Source organism: Planctobacterium marinum, from assembly GCF_020687805.1.
Classification (GTDB): Bacteria; Pseudomonadota; Gammaproteobacteria; order Enterobacterales; family Alteromonadaceae; genus Planctobacterium; species Planctobacterium marinum.
The window spans coordinates 757,590-777,690 of sequence record NZ_JAJEWQ010000002.1 but is presented as its reverse complement, the minus strand read 5'-3'; the positions used below and the strand labels follow the sequence as shown (position 1 = coordinate 777,690).

General features: G+C 47.6%; 21 protein-coding genes. 11 read left to right on the top strand and 10 right to left on the bottom strand.

All coding sequences use genetic code 11. From position 1 onward, the window contains the following. Positions 1-122 precede the first annotated feature (122 nt). The 3 genes from LJ740_RS08805 to LJ740_RS08795 all read left to right on the top strand — a co-directional run bounded on the left by LJ740_RS08805 (position 123) and on the right by LJ740_RS08795 (position 2,688). Positions 123-755: an EF-hand domain-containing protein gene (locus LJ740_RS08805; protein WP_229528702.1), complete on the top strand. Its 633-nt coding sequence runs from the start codon at positions 123-125 to the stop codon at positions 753-755. A 230-nt stretch (positions 756-985) separates the two neighbouring features. Next, entirely contained in the window at positions 986-1,879 is an 894-nt protein-coding gene (locus tag LJ740_RS08800) for an autotransporter outer membrane beta-barrel domain-containing protein (RefSeq protein ID WP_229528701.1), read from the top strand. A gap of 11 nt (positions 1,880-1,890) precedes the next feature. Further along, complete coding sequence (locus LJ740_RS08795) at positions 1,891-2,688, top strand: crotonase/enoyl-CoA hydratase family protein (RefSeq protein ID WP_229528700.1); 798 nt, start codon at positions 1,891-1,893, stop codon at positions 2,686-2,688. Between the two features lie 54 nt (positions 2,689-2,742). On the opposite strand, the gene LJ740_RS08790 is transcribed toward LJ740_RS08795, so the two are convergent. The 4 genes from LJ740_RS08790 to LJ740_RS08775 all read right to left on the bottom strand — a co-directional run bounded on the left by LJ740_RS08790 (position 2,743) and on the right by LJ740_RS08775 (position 9,188). After that, positions 2,743-3,294 (bottom strand): YkvA family protein, encoded by a 552-nt coding sequence (locus LJ740_RS08790; protein WP_229528699.1) that lies wholly within the window; start codon positions 3,292-3,294, stop codon positions 2,743-2,745. A gap of 114 nt (positions 3,295-3,408) precedes the next feature. Beyond that, positions 3,409-5,847 (bottom strand): zinc-dependent metalloprotease, encoded by a 2,439-nt coding sequence (locus LJ740_RS08785; protein ID WP_229528698.1) that lies wholly within the window; start codon positions 5,845-5,847, stop codon positions 3,409-3,411. A 92-nt stretch (positions 5,848-5,939) separates the two neighbouring features. Continuing rightward, a complete protein-coding gene (locus LJ740_RS08780) occupies positions 5,940-8,294 on the bottom strand; it encodes a 7TM diverse intracellular signaling domain-containing protein (RefSeq protein WP_229528697.1) in 2,355 nt (784 codons plus the stop codon). Between the two features lie 138 nt (positions 8,295-8,432). Beyond that, on the bottom strand, positions 8,433-9,188 hold the full coding sequence (locus LJ740_RS08775; RefSeq protein WP_229528696.1) for a chloramphenicol acetyltransferase: 756 nt from the start codon (positions 9,186-9,188) through the stop codon (positions 8,433-8,435). A gap of 54 nt (positions 9,189-9,242) precedes the next feature. Between LJ740_RS08775 and LJ740_RS23490 the strand changes: the two genes are divergently transcribed. From LJ740_RS23490 to LJ740_RS08760, 3 genes are all read left to right on the top strand, one after another. Next, positions 9,243-9,926, top strand: a complete 684-nt coding sequence (locus LJ740_RS23490) for a zinc ribbon domain-containing protein (protein ID WP_229528695.1) — start codon at positions 9,243-9,245, stop codon at positions 9,924-9,926. Positions 9,927-10,074: 148 nt separating this feature from the next. After that, positions 10,075-10,302 carry a hypothetical protein gene (locus LJ740_RS08765; RefSeq protein ID WP_229528694.1) on the top strand — a complete coding sequence of 76 codons (228 nt, stop codon included), beginning with the start codon at positions 10,075-10,077 and terminating at the stop codon, positions 10,300-10,302. A gap of 21 nt (positions 10,303-10,323) precedes the next feature. After that, positions 10,324-10,668 carry a VOC family protein gene (locus LJ740_RS08760; RefSeq protein ID WP_229528693.1) on the top strand — a complete coding sequence of 115 codons (345 nt, stop codon included), beginning with the start codon at positions 10,324-10,326 and terminating at the stop codon, positions 10,666-10,668. A 154-nt stretch (positions 10,669-10,822) separates the two neighbouring features. On the opposite strand, the gene LJ740_RS08755 is transcribed toward LJ740_RS08760, so the two are convergent. The 5 genes from LJ740_RS08755 to LJ740_RS08735 are packed head-to-tail and all read right to left on the bottom strand — an operon-like array spanning position 10,823 to position 13,545. Continuing rightward, entirely contained in the window at positions 10,823-11,803 is a 981-nt protein-coding gene (locus tag LJ740_RS08755) for a Gfo/Idh/MocA family protein (RefSeq protein ID WP_229528692.1), read from the bottom strand. A gap of 28 nt (positions 11,804-11,831) precedes the next feature. Next, on the bottom strand, positions 11,832-12,278 hold the full coding sequence (locus LJ740_RS08750) for a DUF3106 domain-containing protein (protein WP_229528691.1): 447 nt from the start codon (positions 12,276-12,278) through the stop codon (positions 11,832-11,834). Next, positions 12,275-12,562 (bottom strand): hypothetical protein, encoded by a 288-nt coding sequence (locus tag LJ740_RS08745; protein ID WP_229528690.1) that lies wholly within the window; start codon positions 12,560-12,562, stop codon positions 12,275-12,277. The genes LJ740_RS08750 and LJ740_RS08745 overlap by 4 nt, the downstream gene beginning before the upstream one ends. Before the next feature lies 1 nt (position 12,563). Beyond that, positions 12,564-12,968 (bottom strand): hypothetical protein, encoded by a 405-nt coding sequence (locus tag LJ740_RS08740; protein ID WP_229528689.1) that lies wholly within the window; start codon positions 12,966-12,968, stop codon positions 12,564-12,566. Next, a complete protein-coding gene (locus LJ740_RS08735) occupies positions 12,952-13,545 on the bottom strand; it encodes an RNA polymerase sigma factor (protein WP_229528688.1) in 594 nt (197 codons plus the stop codon). The genes LJ740_RS08740 and LJ740_RS08735 overlap by 17 nt, the downstream gene beginning before the upstream one ends. Positions 13,546-13,999: 454 nt before the next feature. Here LJ740_RS08735 and rpsT point away from each other — a divergent pair, with 454 nt between their 5' ends. The 5 genes from rpsT (at position 14,000) to LJ740_RS08710 (ending at position 19,281) form a co-directional block, all read left to right on the top strand. Then, a complete protein-coding gene (gene rpsT, locus LJ740_RS08730; protein WP_229528687.1) occupies positions 14,000-14,263 on the top strand; it encodes a 30S ribosomal protein S20 in 264 nt (87 codons plus the stop codon). A 157-nt stretch (positions 14,264-14,420) separates the two neighbouring features. Further along, a complete protein-coding gene (locus LJ740_RS08725; protein WP_229528686.1) occupies positions 14,421-15,803 on the top strand; it encodes a M20/M25/M40 family metallo-hydrolase in 1,383 nt (460 codons plus the stop codon). Between the two features lie 156 nt (positions 15,804-15,959). Then, positions 15,960-16,310 carry a hypothetical protein gene (locus tag LJ740_RS08720; RefSeq protein ID WP_229528685.1) on the top strand — a complete coding sequence of 117 codons (351 nt, stop codon included), beginning with the start codon at positions 15,960-15,962 and terminating at the stop codon, positions 16,308-16,310. A gap of 203 nt (positions 16,311-16,513) precedes the next feature. After that, positions 16,514-17,326 (top strand): UDP-2,3-diacylglucosamine diphosphatase, encoded by an 813-nt coding sequence (locus tag LJ740_RS08715; protein WP_229528684.1) that lies wholly within the window; start codon positions 16,514-16,516, stop codon positions 17,324-17,326. Between the two features lie 176 nt (positions 17,327-17,502). Next, a complete protein-coding gene (locus LJ740_RS08710) occupies positions 17,503-19,281 on the top strand; it encodes a GNAT family N-acyltransferase (protein WP_229528904.1) in 1,779 nt (592 codons plus the stop codon). 4 nt (positions 19,282-19,285) lie between these two features. Here the strand turns inward: LJ740_RS08710 and LJ740_RS08705 are convergent, their stop codons facing one another. Beyond that, positions 19,286-20,005: a hypothetical protein gene (locus LJ740_RS08705; protein ID WP_229528683.1), complete on the bottom strand. Its 720-nt coding sequence runs from the start codon at positions 20,003-20,005 to the stop codon at positions 19,286-19,288. Positions 20,006-20,101: the final 96 nt, after the last annotated feature.

Below are 20,101 nucleotides of genomic sequence, written 5' to 3'. Positions count from 1 at the left end.
AAATTTTTTTGTTCGACAGTGTCAACGTCAAAGCCCTGGTTGCGTTGTAGGTAATGACACACGCAAATTTGCCTGAATATCAGGCATGCATATCGCAGTTAATTAAACTCAAGGAGTCTGAAATGACCAAACTCGTTATTAAACGCCCATTGGCAATTTTCACCACAAGCCTTATGTTATCTATCATTTTTAGCTCCGCTGTTCAGGCAAAGCGCGGCCCTCACGGCGGAGACAGGGATCGTGGACGCTCAGCAGAGCAGGTTTTTGAACATCTGGATAGCAGCGGCGATGGACTGCTGACTCTGGATGAATTCACCGCCAGTCTGGAGGAAAGAGTCGCAAACCGATTTAATCGCAAAGATAGTGACGAAGATGGTTTTCTGTCCTTAGAAGAAGCCACCAGTAATCGTCGTGGTGAAGCGCCGGATCACTCTGATATCGCCGCTGAGATTGTAGCCTGTGTGACAACACTTGCCGAAGATGATGACTCCATAACCGTACCAGATGAAAGTCGCTTTGACTCACCACAAGATCGCTTTAACGCGGCAGATACTTCAGAAGATGGATTTATATCCCTGGAAGAAGCGCAGAATAATGCCCTGTCAAAAGCGCCGGAGTCCTTTACCGATATGGACAGTGACAGCAGTGGTGATATCAATTTAGATGAATTTGAAGCCCATCAACAAAGTCGCAAAGCCACCCGTCAGGCAATACGCTCCTGTATTGCAGAGCTGGAAGAAGATGCCGTGGTTTAAACCAGGCTATTTTATAGTAATGTGGAGAGTGCCTCTGCACTCTCCTGTTTATTTTAATGCTTGTAAGCATTTCCGCCCATCCCCTTCTCTTTCCTGAACAAACCCGGTTGCAATCAGAACACGCCAGTACTATGTTTCATTACCCGTTAAGCTTCTGACACAGTGCGCTGTTTTGGTTCTTTTACCTGTAAGTAACAAGCGCGCTTTGTCACACAAACAAAACATCAATAATGACCATCAAGCAAAATACGCTCTTATTGTGGGCACTCTCTGTTGTGCCTTGTTTGTCTCAGGCCAGCAGCCTTTATCTGAGCTACAACTCAGAAGAACAGTGGGCATATGTTGGCGAAAACAGTTATCTCCTGTCACCTGATGGTGGTTCCCTGTTGCTCAATTACGACCTAAGCGAAGACTGGTCGCTCAGCCTGGACATCGGTCAGTTGCAAGACGCGCGACAGCCTGATGCCCCTATCAGGCTCAGCTACAAAGCAGACGCCTGGGGAGCCGGTGTCAGTTATTATCAGGAACAATGGAGCGCCTATTACCAATACAGTGTATACAACGATAAACAATCCACCCTGGATAATGGTCCAGGTCCAGATTCTACGCTAAAAATCCACTCAAAAACCCACTCTTCGGGAGTGAGTTATCACTGGGTAAATAATGATAATTGGCAGTTAACCAGTTCAGCCGGTTTGCATTACAGTGACTGGCAACAACAGCAAACTGACCGCCCTGACGATCCGGACCGTGCAATGACACACACGACCACGCCTGGCAATGCCACAATCGGCTCAATTGCACTGAACCTGACCGGATTTAACAGGCCAAATGACGTTTACGAACTCAGTTATGGCAGCTATGTGAGTTGGAATCAGGTATTCAACTCAGAAACGCAAAGCCAGAATACCGAACAAAGAGCACCCAACCGTCGAAATCGTTCAGAACCCAACCACAATCGCAATAATCTGGTAGCATCAGGGTCAGAAAGTTACGGTTTGATCAATGTTTATGTGGCTGTGAGTGTTGCTGAAAACTGGATTTTGGATGTAGATGCCAGCCGTGATTTTGGCAGTGATGACAACAGCCACAGTTGGTCCATGAATCTGGGCTACATATTTTAAGGAAAACCACCATGGAAAATTACACCCGCCTAACCTGTCAAATTGACGATGGGATAGCCACAGTCACCCTAAACCGGCCAGACAAGCTAAATGCCATTGATATGGCCATGTTTCAGGAGCTGGATAAAGTCGCAAAATTACTGCGCAAAAACAAAGGCGTCAGGGTGATCATTGTGCAAGGTGCAGGTGCTGATTTTTGCAGTGGGATCGATGTAAAGAGTGTGCTGGCAAACCCGAAAAACGCCATGAAGTTGCTGTGGAAATGGCTTCCCGGACAAGCCAACTTAGCTCAGCGAGTCAGTGTCAACTGGCGGCGTTTAGCGGTACCGGTAATTATGGTGTTACACGGCCGCTGTTGGGGAGGTGGTCTGCAAATCGCTCTTGGCGGTGATTTCAGAATTGCTCACCCCGAAACCAGCCTGGCCATCATGGAAAATAAATGGGGCCTTATTCCGGATATGGGCGGCACCCTGGCTTTACGCGAAATAATGGCAGTTGATCACGCCATGGAACTGGCCATGACGGCGAAAGAAGTGGACAGTGAATATGCCCTGAAACACGGCTTGGTGACTCATGTCAGTGACGACCCGTTGAGTCAGGCAAACACTCTTGCCCGGGAATTAATCAACCGCAATCCCGACACCATCAGCCACATAAAACAATTATATCAGCGGGCCTGGCATCACAATGACCGCCGTTTACTGGCTGCTGAAACCTGGCGTCAAATCCAAATCATCGGTGGCAAAAATCAAAAAATAGCGGTCATCCGGGAAACCAAAGATCCGCAAAGGCGTTGGCGAACAAAATGAGCAACAAAAAAGGCGAGCATCAACAGCTCGCCTTTCAATAGAATTTGCTCTTTATTACATAATGCGTCGGAAGAAGCTGCGTTTGGATGACGCTTTGCGATCTTTGCGCATTGCAGCCCGAATTTCTGAACGGGTTCCTGCCAACCAGGAATCTCTGTCGACTTTGGCTGCATCACCACGGCGCTTTTCTTCAGTTCTTCTGAAGCTGCAGAACTGGCGATAAGAACGCAAATCCAATGACATGTCCTGAATGACCAATTCGATCATGATGGCGTCATCTAAAAAGCCCAGTACCGGAATATCATCTGGTACCAAATCCTGCGGTTCGCTGAAGTAAATTAAAGACGTTAAGATATCTTTCTTCTCGTCTTCCGGCATTTGCCATTCTTCATCTTTCACGGCGGCGATAAGATCCGCCAGTGAACTGACACGAGACTTCACAAAATCCGGCTGGTTCGACTGCTCCATTTGACTGACCACTGCCTGTGCTTTTTCAAGCACTTCATCTTCCGACAGGCCACTATTTTTTTGGATAGCTTCCTGCATAAGCTGTTTAAAATGAGCTAAATCTGCGTCTGATAATTCCAGATTGATTTCAATTGTCACGCTGAATTCCTCTGTAACACTTTGTTGTAAATTATTTTAATATGCCCAACCATAGTTAGCCAGAGCCAAACTGTCAATCGTTAAAACTCTGGCAAACGGTTTTCCGCTGCAATTTTAAATGGGCGATCCCGGTGGCATTACCGGTAAGGCAGCAGGTTGCCAGCTATCGGAATGAATTGCCTTTGGCAACCGATATAATTCGAACTCGATATGCCGTTTCAGCGCCTTACTGATATCCTGCCGTCCCTGTAATTGTTGCAGTGACTGCTGAATTTGCTGCAGTGCAACAAAATACTGTTCTTTGAGTACTTGCGGCGTTTTTGCACTGTGCAATTTATTGAGATAATTGCTGTTGATCAGCGATAAACTCTGCACCTGAATCTCCGCTTTAATACCCGTGTACAGCTTATCAAACAAACTCTTGTGGATTGCGACCAGCAATTCCGGTACCGCAGGTATCTTGCCATCAACGGCGCCCTGTTGTGACAGACGCATCAGGCGAGCGTCGTCCAACAAGATATTAAGTGTGTGTTGCACCGCCTTTTGAGCCAGAGCAAAGCGGTCGAACACCACCCCCATCGCCCCATCATTACTTTCTCTGCTGCGATAACTACTGTGAACTTTAGGTAGTATCAGTGCTGCGGCAGCATCACTGATATTCAGAAAGTCAGGGGACAGGGTTTTTAACAGTGCCTCAATGGCCTTTTCTTGTTGTTCAGCACTCGCGGGTAAATTGCCAGGTTGCCCCTGCCCTTTGATTGCGTAGTGATATTGATAGCCACCAATATATTTCCCTGCCGCTATGGTCTGATAGCGATGAAAATAATACAGCGGAATTAATATCTCTTCTAAATCTGAATAGGCGCGATTCACTCTGAGCGACGCTTCGCCAAACCTCTTTAGTGCTTGCGCCCGCAAGCGGATAACCCGATTCAGTTCCTCCACAGCATTGTCGCCGTTGTCCCATAAACTGGCCAGCGGATGAGCGTCGCTGATATCACGTGAATCGGCATCAGAGATAAACCAATATCCCTTTTGCTGATTCTCCTGCAACATTGCCGCCCGTAACAGAGCAGCATCGCGGGAACCAAAATCAGTGTAGGCGTAGGCGATAGCCCGTTTGTCCCAGATACCCAAAGAGTCGGTATATGCATTTTCCGCGTGGATTGTGCCACCACGCAATTCAAATAGCGGATGCGGGTAATCCATCACCGACGCACGCCCGTAAGCACTGGCGGCAAAATTGTGTGCTAACCCCAGAGTATGGCCAACTTCGTGAGCAGATAATTGTTTGATGCGATTAATAGCCAGGTTTTGTAACTGACTATCTTCGGTGGCTTCTCCCGCGAAGGGCGATAACATGGCCTGCGCAATCAGGTAATCCTGACGAATGCGCAATGATCCCAGAGACACATGGCCTTTAATAATTTCACCGGTTCTGGGGTCGATAATACTGGCGCCATAAGACCAGCCCCTGGTGGCCCTGTGAACCCATTGAATAATGTTATAGCGCACATCCATTGGGTCGGCGTCTTCAGGCAACACCTTCACCTGATAAGCATTTTTATACCCGATGGCTTCAAAAGCGGCCGCCCACCAACGAGCGCCATCTAACAAGGCGGTTTTTACCGGCTCCGGCACCCCGGCATCCAGATAATACACAATTGGTTTTACAGCGTCAGACATAGCACTGCCTGGGTCCTTTTTCGCCAGGCGATGCCTCGGTATCCATTGTTGTGTCAGCGACTCGTTGACAGGCTTACCGTAATCCTGGAATGAGTAGGCGAAATAACCACTTTGTGGATGATACTGCAAAGGCTGATAACCCGGCTCAGGTAACGCCACGAAACTGTGACGAATACGCAAAGAAACGTTTTTGGCATCGATCGCCACCTGTCTGACATATTCACCTGGTTCTGATCCGGTGAATGTCAGGCGTGCTTCCAGTTCGGTATTCAGAGGAAATGATTTGTAACTGGCAGCGTCAACGCTGGAGCGCGATACATCCAGCTTAAAACTACCTTGTTTAGTTTGCTTTAATCGGTCAGCCACTTCATGGGTGTCACGCAACAAAAACTCAGAAGCGTCCAATAACCAGTGAGTTTGGTTTTCATCCACCAGCGGAAATTGCCAGATTATCGCATTGGCAAACGAGTCCTGGATAGCCTTAACCTCAACCGGATTGTCAGAGGTGGCGCGATATTCGGTGTTTTCCTGAATTAACAGAACTTTGTTACCCGAGGGTTGCAGCGACACCAGGCGGGTATGTCCCAGTTGCCCCCTGTCCAGTCCCACATCATTGGAACCAAGCCCATGAGGTAAACTGGTTTGATAAATAAAATCCCCCAGCGTCCTGGCGACTTTTAAATAGGTTTTGTCCTTCGATGAATCATACCAGACATCAATATAGCCTGACTTTAAGTCTTCCTTTTTCTCTAAAAGTGCGAAATTTAGCTCTTCTGAACTCGCCTGGACCAGACTAACAAACAAGGCCAGCAACGAAAATACGCATAACTTTAAAGTCGCAGGAAAACCGCATTTGATGTGCTTCATATTGTTATTCCATTTAAGTTAGTTGTTTTAAAGCACAATGATAATAGCGAGCCTGAAACAATTCTGAAAGCGCTTTACTATGATAAGTGGGTCTATCTTTGATCGGGCAACCAAAGGTGGAAATGCAGTGCCGGCAACGCCCCTTTGTCCACCTGCACCTTACCATTGAGACGGTTTTGTACTATGGTTTTCACCACAAATAAATCCAGACCACTGACCTCCTGCAGGCTCAGTGTTCTGGCATAAAACGGGGCAAACAAATCTTCCGCCCGTACTTCCTCTGACAAACCCTTGCCATTATCCTTAACGACGATATTCAGCCCACCAGCGCCCTCATTGATTGCAATATAAACTTCAGTTGCAGCACCGTGATGCCAGGCATTGATCGTGAGTTTTTTAAGCACGTCTATCAGAGGTTTTATCGGTAACAAACGCACCTTATCGGTTGTGTCATCTAACAGGATTGCCACATTGTCCTGTATGTCTTGCGGTAAGGTTGCTTTCAGTGTTTTTAGCAATTCAGTTCCCTTAATGGGGGTACGGATCACCTGCTGCTCTTCCGGGTTCAGTTCCTTAAAGCGCTCCACCACATTAATGGATTTATCCAGGCTGCTTTTAATCACCTGACCACTTTGTTGCACAACATCCAGAAAATTGCGCAACCGGGCTGCGGTGAGTTTTTGTGCAGAAAGGTCCTGTTCCACTTCCGTGGTTTTACCGGACACCACTGACTGAGCGGTATTGGCTGTACCCAGCGGAGTATTGAGATAATGGGCGACACCTGCCACCAGCGCTTCCAGTTGATTTACCTCCCGCTTGTGGGCGGCAATTTCAAATGCCTGCTGTTCCACCTGCGCGGTAACATCAATACAGGCACCTTCATAAATAATGACATCAGAATCCGTTACTTTGCGCACAGAGATCCGCACCCAATGCTCGGTTCCCTGAGTTGAACGAATTTTGATTTCAGCATCAGCCACGCCGTAATGGCGCAAATCTGACAATAATTTCAGGTAATCTTTCTGGCGGCAGTACACCGAGCGGCTCTGCACTTTGGCGGTCACCAGCGCCTGTTGTGACGGGTAACCAAATAACTTCAAAAACGCCTTATTGGCTTCGATAAAATGATCCTGTTCATTGACTTTAAACATGGGAATTGGCGCATACTCAAATAAGGCACGGTAGTGTTCCATATTTAGTATCGCCAGCGTTTTCGCGCTGTCGGCCTCCTCTCTGGCCACTTTTTCACGCTCCTGAATATCGACAATGCGTGATGCCAGGCCAAATGCTATCAAGGTAAAGTTGAGCGTCATGCCCACATCGAAACTGTGAAACAGAATATCGCTGTAAGCCAGTAGACCGAGCGCGGTCATCGCTTTAGCAATGACCCCCACCATCAAACAAACCCAGCCCAATACCAAATACACCGCGGTCGTTACACCACCTCGCCAGGCCCTGATAGCTAAAACCATAGAATACAAAGCAAATGTGGCGTTCAGTAAGTGAGTCACTATCTGAATGTGATTGTAAAGTCCGACAACAGACAACAGCACTAACAGAGCGCACAATACGGCGTGGGCCTGACAGATGTTGTAATCCACCGGGTAGCGCTTTTTCAGCGGTAAAAACACGGTCAGAAACAACGCATAGGTCATTCCGCCCAGCTGCCCCCAGACCACCGTCAACATATCATTGAAGTGCGGCCAGACAGGCAACAGGTAGTAGCGAAAATAGCCGTGCATGGTAAGGTTAAACAAGGTAAATGCAGTGGCAAACGCCGCATAATACAGATAACCTGGGTGCCGCAGTCGGATCCCACCAAACAGATTCAGCAGGATCATAAACAAAGCGCCCCTGGTTAATCCGGACAACAGGATATTATTGAGGGACTCCGTTTCATTAAAATGCGCCTTGCCGGTCAGCAACATAGGTACGGTGTAACTACTGCCTGTTTTTACCCGCACATAGATTTGGGTTTGTCCGGCATTGAGCGTCAATGGCACCACCAGTTTGCGATGTTGCACTTCCCGTGAAGCCGGAGCCAGGTGATCGCCAGAATATTTAACGACTGGCGGAGCATCCCCGGGCTGTTCAATAAACACCTGAATATCATCCAGAATGGCATAATCAAACAACAGATAGGGTAAGGCACTGATATCGGACTGAATACTAAAACGAAACCATGCTGCTTTGCCGGGTTTGTAGCCAAACGATGCGGAATTGCCCCGTAGTACCTGCCAACCAGAGGCTGCCGATTGTTGCATTTCAGGGTAGGTGACTGCGTCATCCACAAACCTGTATTCGCTGTAGTTGGCCAGGTTTAAGCGATACTGCTCCCCCGTTGGCAAGATTACTGATGCTGAAAGCGCGCTAAAAGGCAGCAAAACGCCAGCCAATAAAAGCCACAAGCTTAAGCCTGAAAAGAGGCTGACACCGGGAAGTGCCATAGATTGAACACAACGGCTAAGCCGCTTGCAGAAATCCCGACGCCCGAGAATCATAGGCAATGAATATAATGGTGCATATCCATAAGGTTAAGAGATAAGCACCGATTGTCAATTTGCGCAGCGGGAATAGCCAGGCGGTTAGGTCAAAAGTTGTTCCGGTTGATTCAGATAGGCCTGCATCGCCTGAAACTGCCGACCGACGTGCAAACCATCAGCCACACCATGATGCACCTGCACAGCAAAAGGCATCAGGGTTTTGTCACCGTGAGATTCGTACTTGCCCCAATAATAGCGCGGAATCGAATCCACCGGATTCATATGCATCGCATGACTAATACCTTTAAACGCCACCCAGGGAATACAGGAAAGATATATCACATCATCCACACCCGGTTCAGTATGTAGCACTTTATCTTTCACTGACAACGCAATTTGCTGCCTGACGTCCTCACAAAAAGCCAGCAAATCTGATCGATAGCGAGTGCGACAATGATAGTACAGTTCATCATCGCCTAACACCGTAAACGCCGGGTCCACTGAGGTGTGCAAACAGACTTTGCCATCGCGAATGCGATAGCGCATGTTGTCCATTTCATTGGCAGTGCGGGAAATTAAGTACAGTATCAATGCGAAACTGGACATTGAGTGAGTTTTACAAAAGGCCAGCGCGTGGCTGACATCTAACTCCCCCACAACATTAAAATGGGGCATATCAACCCCCTGAAACATTTCAAAATGTCGCTTTCTTGGCCAGTTTTCTAAATCAATCCAGTGCATATCAAACCTTGTTAAATCCGGGAGCTCGCTATCATAGTGAATCCCGGCAACCATTGAAACTCTGTATCCTTCGGGTCCAAAGCGATAGTCCTGGTGATTATTTTGCTTACCGGGCATCGCTACCGTTAAGATAAGCAGTATACGCTTTCAGTTAAGAATATAAGAATAACGATGAAAACCTGCGCCAATTGCCAAACAACGCTTTCTGATACCGACAATTTTTGTTCGGAGTGTGGCCAGAATACTAAAAGCCATCGTCAACCCTTTCCGTTGTTCATGAGAGAATCACTGCACGAGTTATTAGATATTGATGGCCGTTTAATGCTTACTCTGAAAACCCTGTTGCTTAAACCGGGCCTGGCGGCTCATGAATATCAACAGGGTAAGCGTCAGAAGTACACCCCGCCATTAAGGCTGTATCTGGTGTTCAGTCTGCTGTTCTTCTTGTTGCTTTCGTCGTTTCTGCACTTATATAGTGGCACGGAAGCCAGACCGGAATCCACCACAGAACTTTATTCCCGTATTATGTTTGTGCTGCTGCCCATTTACGCACTTTATGTAAAGCTGTTGTATCGCCATAGTTACTACATGGCTTGCCTGGTGTTCGCTATCCACCTGCACTGTGTCGCCTACCTCGTACTGTTGATCACAGCCACGCTGGAAACGGCAGAACAACGACACCTGATCTTTGTGCTATTACAAGTACTTCCGGCTGGCTATTTCGTCTGGTATGTTTTGCAGGCATTTAAAACTATGTTTCAGGAGTCCTGGCGGAACACACTGCTAAAATCAGCGGCCATTTATTTTGTTTATATGAGCTCCCTGGGTTTGGTGTTTGATGTGATGCTACGCTGAGCCTGTTCGACAAACCGCTTGCGCTTAAAAACTGCCGTGCTACCAGGGTAATACCAATCCCGCTACATATTTGACCAACTCAGTGATTTAATATTTAGTGGGATTGGTATAATATGACAAGGTAATAAAATCAACCAGGGAAATGGCAATGTCCGGAAACTCCAAAGCAGGTGCTATTGCAAGCATGTCACTGATCTGTGGCCTGTTGCTTAATGACCTGGTATTCTTCGGCAATCTCAATCTGTCCAACCTGCAGGTTGTTCTATTGGTTAGCCTGTTTATATACAGCTTTATCCGTTATCTGAAAGTCACCAAATCTGAATTAGATACGGCTCCTGCTGATATTACCCGCGCCTGTGCACCTTCCAAACACTGATTATTACAACAAGGAAACGCAATGCAGGTAATTGATATTAAAGCTTTTGTGCCCAGCAAAGACTATGAGCAATCACAGGCTTTTTATACCGACATTGGGTTTCAGTCAGAATATGTCAGCGATGACTTAACCCTTTTAAGCAACGGCGAATGTCAGCTCTTTTTGCAGCGCTTTTACAATGCCGAACTGGCAGACAATTTTATGTTGCAAATTTGCGTTTCCGATATCGACCAGGCCTACGCACTTTGCGCCAACACGCCATACAAAACCCAAATATCTGAAATTTCTCAGGAGTCATGGGGCAAGGTATTTTTCCTTTGGGGACCGGTGGGCGAATTGTTACATATCACTGAACTAAACAACTAAATTCCGCGCTATTGCCTGTGAGAAGATCGTGTTAACCAGGGAAACAGTAATGCCCCGTTTATTGGCGCCTGTTTATTTTGCCCGGCTTTGCCCTTGCAGCGGCATTTTGGTTTAAGTTGTTTCCCGGTAAGCGCAAAAGTAAATAGGGGTTCGGTTATTCGATTCCTAAAATCTGGTCCATCACCCAACCGGTATGGGCTGCCGACTCTCCGGTAGAAGGGTGAGGTAAACCGCCGACGAGTGCCTGCTGCATACTCTGAACGTGATGCAACTGGATATTTTCCGGATGTTCAATCCAAAACTCCCGCCGTTCGCCCCCTTTCAACAACACAACCGGCCCTTCGTCAAACACTGAAAACTGAATCTCACCTGCACTGCCATACAGGGTTACCTTGTCTTCGCGGGCCGCACTGCCAAAATTCCAACTACCAGAACCCGTCGCACCTGAAGCGTGTGACCAACAGGCTGATATAGCGTCATATGCAGAATAGAACTGTTGTTGATTTCTGGCGATACCTTTGACCTGGATATATTCTCCTAATAAGTAAGCAAACAGGTCCAATCCATGGCTGGCCAAATCATCAAAATAGCCACCGGGTGCAACCTGTTTGTCAGTGCGCCAGTTATACCCACCAGAGCGATCCAGTTCGCTGGCGGCTTTACTCAGATGCCAGTTAACATGCCTGACCTGGCCAATTTCGCCATCGTCGAGCAAGGTTTTCACCTGATTAAAACGAGGTAGTGTGCGACGATAATAGGCCACAAACAAAGGCAGCTTTGCTGCAGCAAAGGCACTAACTATCGTCTGACAATCGGCATAAGAAGGGGCTAATGGTTTTTCGATACAGCAAATTTTACCGGCAGCAGCGACCTGTAACCCATATTGTTTGTGGCTGTCCGGCGGCGTGGCAATGTACACAGCATCGATATCACTGTCATTGATTAATGCATCTGCGCAGGCATAGTGCTTTTCAATCTGATGGCGTTTGGCGTAATCCTCTGCCAGTTCGGCATTGCGTCGCATCACTGCTGCCAATTTAAACCCGGGGGTTTTCTTATAGGCCGGGCCACTCTTCACCTCGGTGACTTCGCCACAGCCAATAATGCCCCAGTTGATCTGATTTCGGTTATCCATTTAAAACTCGCCTGTATGGTGTCATGCATTAATCAGGTTTACGTCGGGGCTTACCTTTGTTGCCACGCCGGTTCTGATTTTTTTGTTTCGCCTGTTGAAATTTTTCCCGCATCTTAGCCCGTTGTTCTTTGGGCAATTTTTGAAATTTATCAAAAGCTCCCCGCATTTGCTGGCGTTGTTCCGGCGACAATTGTCTGAATTTCTGGAATTGCTCTTTCAGGTGCTGGCGTTGTTCTGGCTTCAACGCCTGCCAGGTATCAAAACGCTGTTTGATTTGCTGCCTTTGTCCACTATCCATTGCCAGCCATCGATCCGCTCCCAAGATCAGTTTTTGGCGGTGCTCCTGAGACAGATCAGTCCAGTTTTGTTGCGCATTTTGCAGTACCTGCTGCTGCTGTCTGGATAGGTCCTGCCACTCAACCGCATTAACCGAATGACAAAACAACAGGCAAATTAACAGTGTGAATCGCATCATGGCTTGTCCTCCTGTTCAGTATTGGTTGTAGTTTCAGTGCCCGACTCCTCCATTAGCTGGCTAAGTTCGGCGTCAACCAGATTGATAAATCTGTGATAATCCGCCGCTTTAATATCGCCTATGGGCAATGAGTTTTCACCTTTTGTCAGCATATCAACAGGTGCCATAAGCTCGCCTTCCAGCACTTCCATTTCTGCCAAAAACTCCAGAAACGACAGCTCGGGGATTTCCGATGTTTTATCTTTGTCAGCCAATGAAGGGGCCGCCAGCAGCATCATCATCATACTAAAGATGACCCTCTTGCTGTTGTTCTGCCAACCAGCTTGCAAACTCCAAATCCTCCAGCATGGCCAGTTCTTCGGAAGGCATATCTGTTGTCAGAAAATCGCCAGGCAGAACGGGCACGGTATCAAAAGAGTTATAGCTTACTAGTACTGCCACAACGACCGCAACTGCTGCGGGCGCCACAAAGCGAAACTGGTGTAACAGCACTTCCCGACGCAGACGCTCCCACAAAGGTATTGTAACTGCGGAACGCGTGCCTCTGGCTTGTCTGGACCGGGCAGCACTTAAGGCTGCCATCCGGGCCTGAGCGATATCCGCCAACGCATCATCACTCAGGGTTTCATTGGCCTGCTCTAACGCGGCTACCGCCTTTTTGCTGATCTGTTGTTCAGATGACGATGTCATGTTGCTCCTCCAGTACCGCTTTTAGCTTTTGCACAGCTCTGAAAAAATGTGTTTTTACACTCCCCTGGGAACAGCCCATGATATCGGCCGTTTCCGCGACAGAGAGACCTTCCCAACTGCGTAACAAAAAACATTGTTGTTGCTTCAAAGGTAACTTTTCTATTGTCTGTAACATATCTTGTTGCTGTATCACTTTGTTTAACGCCTGTGCCGGTGCATCCATTTTTTCGTCGGGCACCTGCTCACAGAGCTCATCGCTATCGTCTTCATTTTTTGTTGTCCGCCAAAAAAACAATCGGCTCCTGGACTTTTGCTGGCGATGCCAGTCAGTGATGCGGTTGTTTAAGATCCGGTAAAACAGTGGTCGCCATTCATTGCCAGGACGATCCCCGTAATTGGTCACCAGTTTCATCATGGCATCCTGCAATATATCAATGGCGTCAGCATGCTGCCCAACCGCCAGTAACGCCATCCGGTAGGCCCGCTTTTCAATATACGCGAGAAAAGCATCCAACGAATCAAACACTTCCTGGTCACTTGTTGTGTGATTGTCGAACATCGTAGCAGCTGATGTCATAGCGATTGTTCAGACGACGAAACAACCAGCGACGCTGTCATTCCGCATCTTACAGAACTCCTTTTTTACGGCCTCTATCAGGATAAACGGACCGCAGGTTATTTGGTTGACAGGTACCGGATTTTTTTAAAAATAATTGGGAATGACTCGCACCACCCGGCCGTTTTCTTAAATCAGCCTACGGGTGCCGTCCGGTCAACATCGAATTTGCCCACAGACTGGCAATTTATGCAGCTAAAACTTACAACAACCGATCCAAAAAGCAATAGCCAGATTAAGCCCGACATCAGAATATATCGCTAATCTACAGAGCAAAACCTGGGACAAACCGGGGCCTGCAGCCCGAAACTCACTTTTTATACAATAAATGTAATAAATACTTTGACATTCGGGGCTAAACTCGGCAGAATTCGCACCCTCGAATTTACAGTTGAATCGTTTTGGGAGTGTTATCTTGGCTAACATCAAGTCTGCTAAGAAACGTGCAATTACGGCAGAAAAGAGCCGCCAGCACAATGCAAGCCGTCGTTCTATGATGCGTACTTATATAAAAAGAGTACGTGCTGCTATTGATGCAGGTGAAAAGAACGCCGCTCAGGAAGCATTTGTTGCTGCTGCGCCTATTCTTGACCGTATGGCAACTAAAGGTTTGATCCACAAGAATCAAGCAGCTCGTACTAAGAGCCGTCTGACTGCTCAGATCAAAGCTTTAGCGTAAGCACATAAGTTTCACAAAAAAGGCGTCGCAAGACGCTTTTTTTGTATCTGCAATTCACCTTTTTCTGCGCCTCTCCCCCCAAAGTATTCTCAAGACATCCTGATAGCAATCAGTTAAGATGTTAATCTCAAATGCGAACTATAAAAATCAAATACTTATGCTTAAAAAACTGTTAGCTACCGCTATTTTATTGTCCGGCGCTACCTGCTGGGCTGACACCAAAAACGACATTGAAGCATTAAAAAACGCCTCCTCGGAAAGCCAACTGGCATACGAAGTTGTCGCCTCTCTTACACGTGAAGTAGGCCCCCGTATTGCGGGCAGTGAAGGCGATAAAAAGGCCGTGCTCTGGGCTGAAGATAAGTTGCGTAGCCTTGGCTTTGACAAAGTTTACAAGCAACCGGTTCGGGTGCGGAACTGGTCCCGAGGACTCGCAGATGCCAACATTATTAAGCCGTTTGAACACAAACTGGTAGTAACCGCTTTAGGCGGGTCTGTTGCCACTCCCGAAGCCGGCATCACAGCTAAGGTGATCATGGTGGATTCGCTGGAAGATTTAAAAACCCGCTCAGTCGATGAGATAAAAGGCAATATCGTTTTTATTAACAAACGCATGGAGCGAGATAGAGCGGGTAAAGGTTACGGCCCGGTCGTGATTGGTCGCTCCAGGGGCGCGATTGAAGCAGCCATGTTAGAGGCTCAGGCGGTGATTATCCGTTCAGTGGGTACCGACCAAAGTCGCTTTGCCCACACCGGAGCAATGCAGTACAGCCCGGATGTGGAAAAAATTCCGGCAGGCGCCCTGTCCAATGCCGATGCTGATACACTGGAGTATATGTTCAGCCAGGAAGCTCCTGTTAAAATGCACCTCAATGTGCAGGCTAAAGAGCACGGTTGGCAGACCTCCTACAATGTTATCGGGGAAATCACCGGTACCGAAAAGCCAGAAGAAATAGTACTGATTGGCGCACACCTGGACTCATGGGATGAAGGAACCGGCGCTTTAGACGACGGTGCAGGTGTGGGAATTGTCACTGCAGCGGCCACCCTGATAAAAGAAACCCTGGGGGCAACGAAACGCACCATCAGAGTAGTGCTTTATGCCAATGAAGAATTTGGGCTGATTGGTGCAAAAGAGTACGCCAAAGCCAACGAACAAGAACTGGGGCAAATTATCGTGGCCGCAGAATCTGATTTTGGTGCCGGCCAGATTTATCAATTAGACACCCGCTTTGCTCCTGCAGCCCTGCCTTTTGTGAAAGAGCTTATGCAGCATTTAGCGCCACTGGGTATCGAAGAAGGCACTAATACCGCTACAGGTGGCCCGGATATTTCCATGCTACCTGCGAAAGGGGTACCGGTTGTGTCTCTGCGTCAGGATGGTACTCACTATTTTGATTACCACCACACACCCAACGATACGCTGGACAAAATTGCGCCTGAAGACATTCAACAAAACCAGACGGCCTATGCGATATTTACCTATCTGATGGCCAACAGTGACGTGGACCCGCGCCCGGCCCCGGCATTGCTCAAATAATCACAGAAACCGGTATTGCGAGGGACTTCTCAATACCGGTAATTTAAAATACCAGCACCAGGTTCGACTTAAAATCCTTTCGCAAAAGGCCACAAAGTTGTTGTATCCTAGCCCCTTCAAGACTTGTAAGCGTATTTAAATCCCGGCGTTTTTCAGATGGAAAAGAAAAAAGACATCAATAAACCACAACACAATGCATTTCGTATCAATGCCAGGCAGGTTAAGCTCATCGTTGCAGGCATCATACTGTTTCTGCTGGTTATCTTCCCCAAACCACAGCGTATTACTTATGAATACGCCAATATGGTGACTGTCGGAACATACTGGGATGGTCTGTTTGGGCCTGGTGTACTTTTTGATTCCAATGCAAAATTTGTCCGCCTGGATGAAGATACCGAACACTTACATGTGTGTTTTGCCAGGGAAAATGACAATTGTCTGCGCTACAAAGTAATTAAAAACACCGGATTTGGCGGTTACATTTCATCCTGGTTTGAAGAAGATTAGCCGCCAGAATTTGCGCTTTTCATCATGGGGTTTGCTCAGAATATCGCCATTTGGACTACTTAACCAGCCGCTACTGCGATTCTTCAAGTAAATGTCATAATACCCCCTAATCTGTCATCCTATGTTCACTACTCGTTAACCGAACTGTCACTCCGGCTTTTTACCATTGGTTACCAATATAGCGCCAAAGGGACAGAGACAAGATGACCACTCAACAACACTTCAGAACCGTTTGGATCTCGGATATTCACCTGGGATACAAAGACTGCAAAGCGGATTATCTCTTAGACTTTCTGAAGCGCAGTAAAATAGAAACCCTGTATCTGGTGGGCGACATTGTTGATATGTGGGCCATGAGCAAACGGTTTTTATGGCCGCAGGCTCACAATGAGTTGTTTCACTATCTGTTAAACCTGTCCCGCTCCGGCACGAAAGTAATATACCTTCCCGGTAATCACGACGAGCCTTGTCAAAAGTATGATGGTATGTGTTTCGGTGATGTTGAAATTCACCGGGAATACATTCACACCACCGCCGACGGTAAAAAACTGCTATTACTGCATGGCGATATTTTCGACAGCGAAGTGTGTTTCGGGCCCGTTACCGCATGGATAGGTGATAAGGGCTACGAATTGTTGTTGTTTTTAAACCGTTGGTACAACAAAGCCAGAGCCTGGTTGGGTTTTCCGTACTGGTCTTTAGCTGGCTATATCAAATCCAAAATTTCAGGTGCCAACGAAGCGATAGAACGCTACCGCGTGGCCAGTACCAATCGCGCCCGGGAATTAGGTCTGGATGGCGTTGTATGTGGACATATCCATCATCCTGAAGTGGTAGAAATGGACGGCGTAACCTACTACAACGATGGTGACTGGATAGAGAATTGCTCTGCTCTGACAGAAAATAAACAGGGCGAAATAGCACTCATAACCTGGACTCAAACCGCAAACCAGGAAGCCACCGTGCATGCGATTTCAGATTTGCAGAAAGGTCGCCAGGGTCAAAAGGCGGCCTGAGCTGCCTGTTCGGGGGTAATCCCCACAGTGCCCCGTTAAACGGGTGATTGTCTGCTACACATTTTCAACCGTTTGTAACAAAACGGCCATCTTTGCTTCGTATTTTGTTCATGAATCCGTCATACAATCACCCGCAATGATTCATGACATCAACGCCAAGAGGCCCGCTCAATCACATGTTTTCGGTTAATGACATTCTGAATAAACACGCCCCTAAACTGGCCCAGAAACCCCTGCTATTTAAACCTGTCAGCTTCCTGTTAAGACGATTGATGCATGAAAAAGAATTCCAGGAATTTGCTGTAAACTATCCGCATTTACAAGGTATCGAGTTCATTGAGCAGGCCCTTGAGCACTTTAATTTTACCTATTCCACCCGGGATTCTGAAAAAGAGCGAATTCCCCGCTCCGGGCCGTTGGTGATAATCGCCAACCACCCGATCGGCTCTCTGGACGGTCTGGCATTGATTAAGCTGGTGAGTGAAATTCGCCCGGACGTTAAAGCACTGGCCAACGAGATGTTAATGGCGGTAAAACCACTGGAAGAATTGTTGTTTCCGGTCAATGTAATGGGTGGAAGCACCGCCAAACAAAACATAGCCCGCATTCAGGAGCATCTTAAAAATCAGGGAACCATTATTGTATTCCCTGCCGGCGAAGTGTCCCGAGTACGTCCACAGGGCATTCGGGATACTAAATGGAACACCGGTTTTGTGCGCATGGCAAAAACCGCTAAAGCCCCCGTTTTGCCCATTTTCCTGGAAGGCAAGAACTCCTGGTTGTTTTACGCCACATCCATGATATACAAACCATTAGCGACCTTTCTGTTAGTGGATGAAATGTTCCGACAGCGCAATAAACACCTGCCTATGCGCATCGGCCAGTTGATCCCCTACGAATCATTCAGTGAAGCACGACTGAACAACCGGATTCTCACTAAACTATTTAAGCGCCACCTGTATCGCCTGGTCACCAATAAGGCCGAAATTTTTGCAACTCAAAAAGCAATTGCGGCCCCGGAAAATCGCCAGGTGTTAACCAAAGCGATAAAAAAAGAATGCGAGTTGTTAGGTACCACGGCAGACCACAAAGAGATCTACCTGTACCGTTATACCGGCAGTTCCCCCATCCTGAGGGAAGTCGGACGCCTGAGAGAAATTGCCTTTCGGGCAGTTGGTGAAGGCAGTAATAAGCGCCGCGACACTGACCATTATGACAACGATTACTTCCACCTGATACTGTGGGACAAAGACGAACTGGAAATTGTCGGAGCTTATCGCTTTGGCGATGCCCAAAAACTCAAACAAGAGAAAGGTTTAAAGGGACTCTACTCCGCCAGTTTGTTTCAGTACAACGAAGCCATGGACCCTTATTTTCGTCAGGGTCTGGAATTAGGTCGCAGTTTTGTGCAACCCAAGTATTGGGGTAAACGCTCTTTGGACTACCTTTGGTATGGTATCGGTGCATTTTTGACTCGTTACCCTCAGTACCGCTATCTGTTTGGCCCGGTTAGTCTGAGCAACAGTTTTCCACAAGCGGCAAAGGATCTGATGGTTGAATTTTACCAATTGCATTTTGGTACAGAAGTAGAAATCGCCCGCTCCAATTACCCCTATCGCCTGCCAAAAGATCTGCAGGGAAGTTTTACCGGAACGGACTACAAAACCGATTTCGTGACCCTGAAACACTTACTCGCCAACATGGGGATGGCAATCCCGACCCTGTATAAACAATATTCTGAACTGTGTGAGCCCGGTGGGGCGCAGTTTTTAGGATTTGGGGTTGATCCTGATTTTAACGATTGCGTAGACGGGTTGATATTAGTGGATCTGATGAAACTCAAAGCCAAAAAGCGGGCGCGCTATATGCCAGAAACCATTATAACCGAAGCCGAAGACACAGAATCACACTGCCCAGCCCAACCTGACAATGTCGTGCAATTAGGCGGTCTTTAGGGCATCAGTCCGGTAAATCCTGCCTGGATTTGGGTACCAGGTAAGTCGCCCTGGCCCGTCTCAAGGATTCGGCCAGGCTGACGGTAAGGTGAGCGTGTTTTTTGTGTACATAATGCCAGGCGTCAAATTCAACAAGGCTGATACTGGCGAGATTAACCGGGTCAGTAATACCATCTAAATTACCATAGCCACTCACCCCTACGGTAAGCACATAATTTAGCCGGGAATCGTTACTGAGCATACTTTTTATATCAGGCGACGAAAACAAAAAGGACTGTGCGGCGTGCTGGCTTAAAAACTCTATAGCGGTCAGACTGCCACTGCGCACACCAATGATATTGCGCTTGTTTTGTAAGGCGCCCCCGTTGCAGGGCACAGTTTTGCGACAAAACAGTAGCAACTCGCCTTTGGCGATGAGCACCGGTACCCTCAGCAGATTAGGGTGCGAGGCTTCGATGATCTGGGTTCTGACCAGTTCGCCATCCAGTATCCCCCGATTGCTCATTCTCAGGGAGCGGTCACCCGGTAATCGCTCAAAATGGACCTCGTAACCGATATCTTGCCAGGCCCGGGCAATAATATCCTCATAGGGCAAAATGTAATCCACATCCTGCACCAGGCCTATCACCACAGATTTATCCTGCACCTGCTTGCTGTCCATTGCGACGGCTGACAGACAGAGCAACATCAGACACCAAACACTTTTACCGGGCATCTCTGACAAAACCTTTCCTTTGCTTATCTCTGGAACTCAAGTCTAGACAGAAAATGACAAATGTCACCTTAAAGTCATGACAACCTCCTCTACAGCCGTGCAACG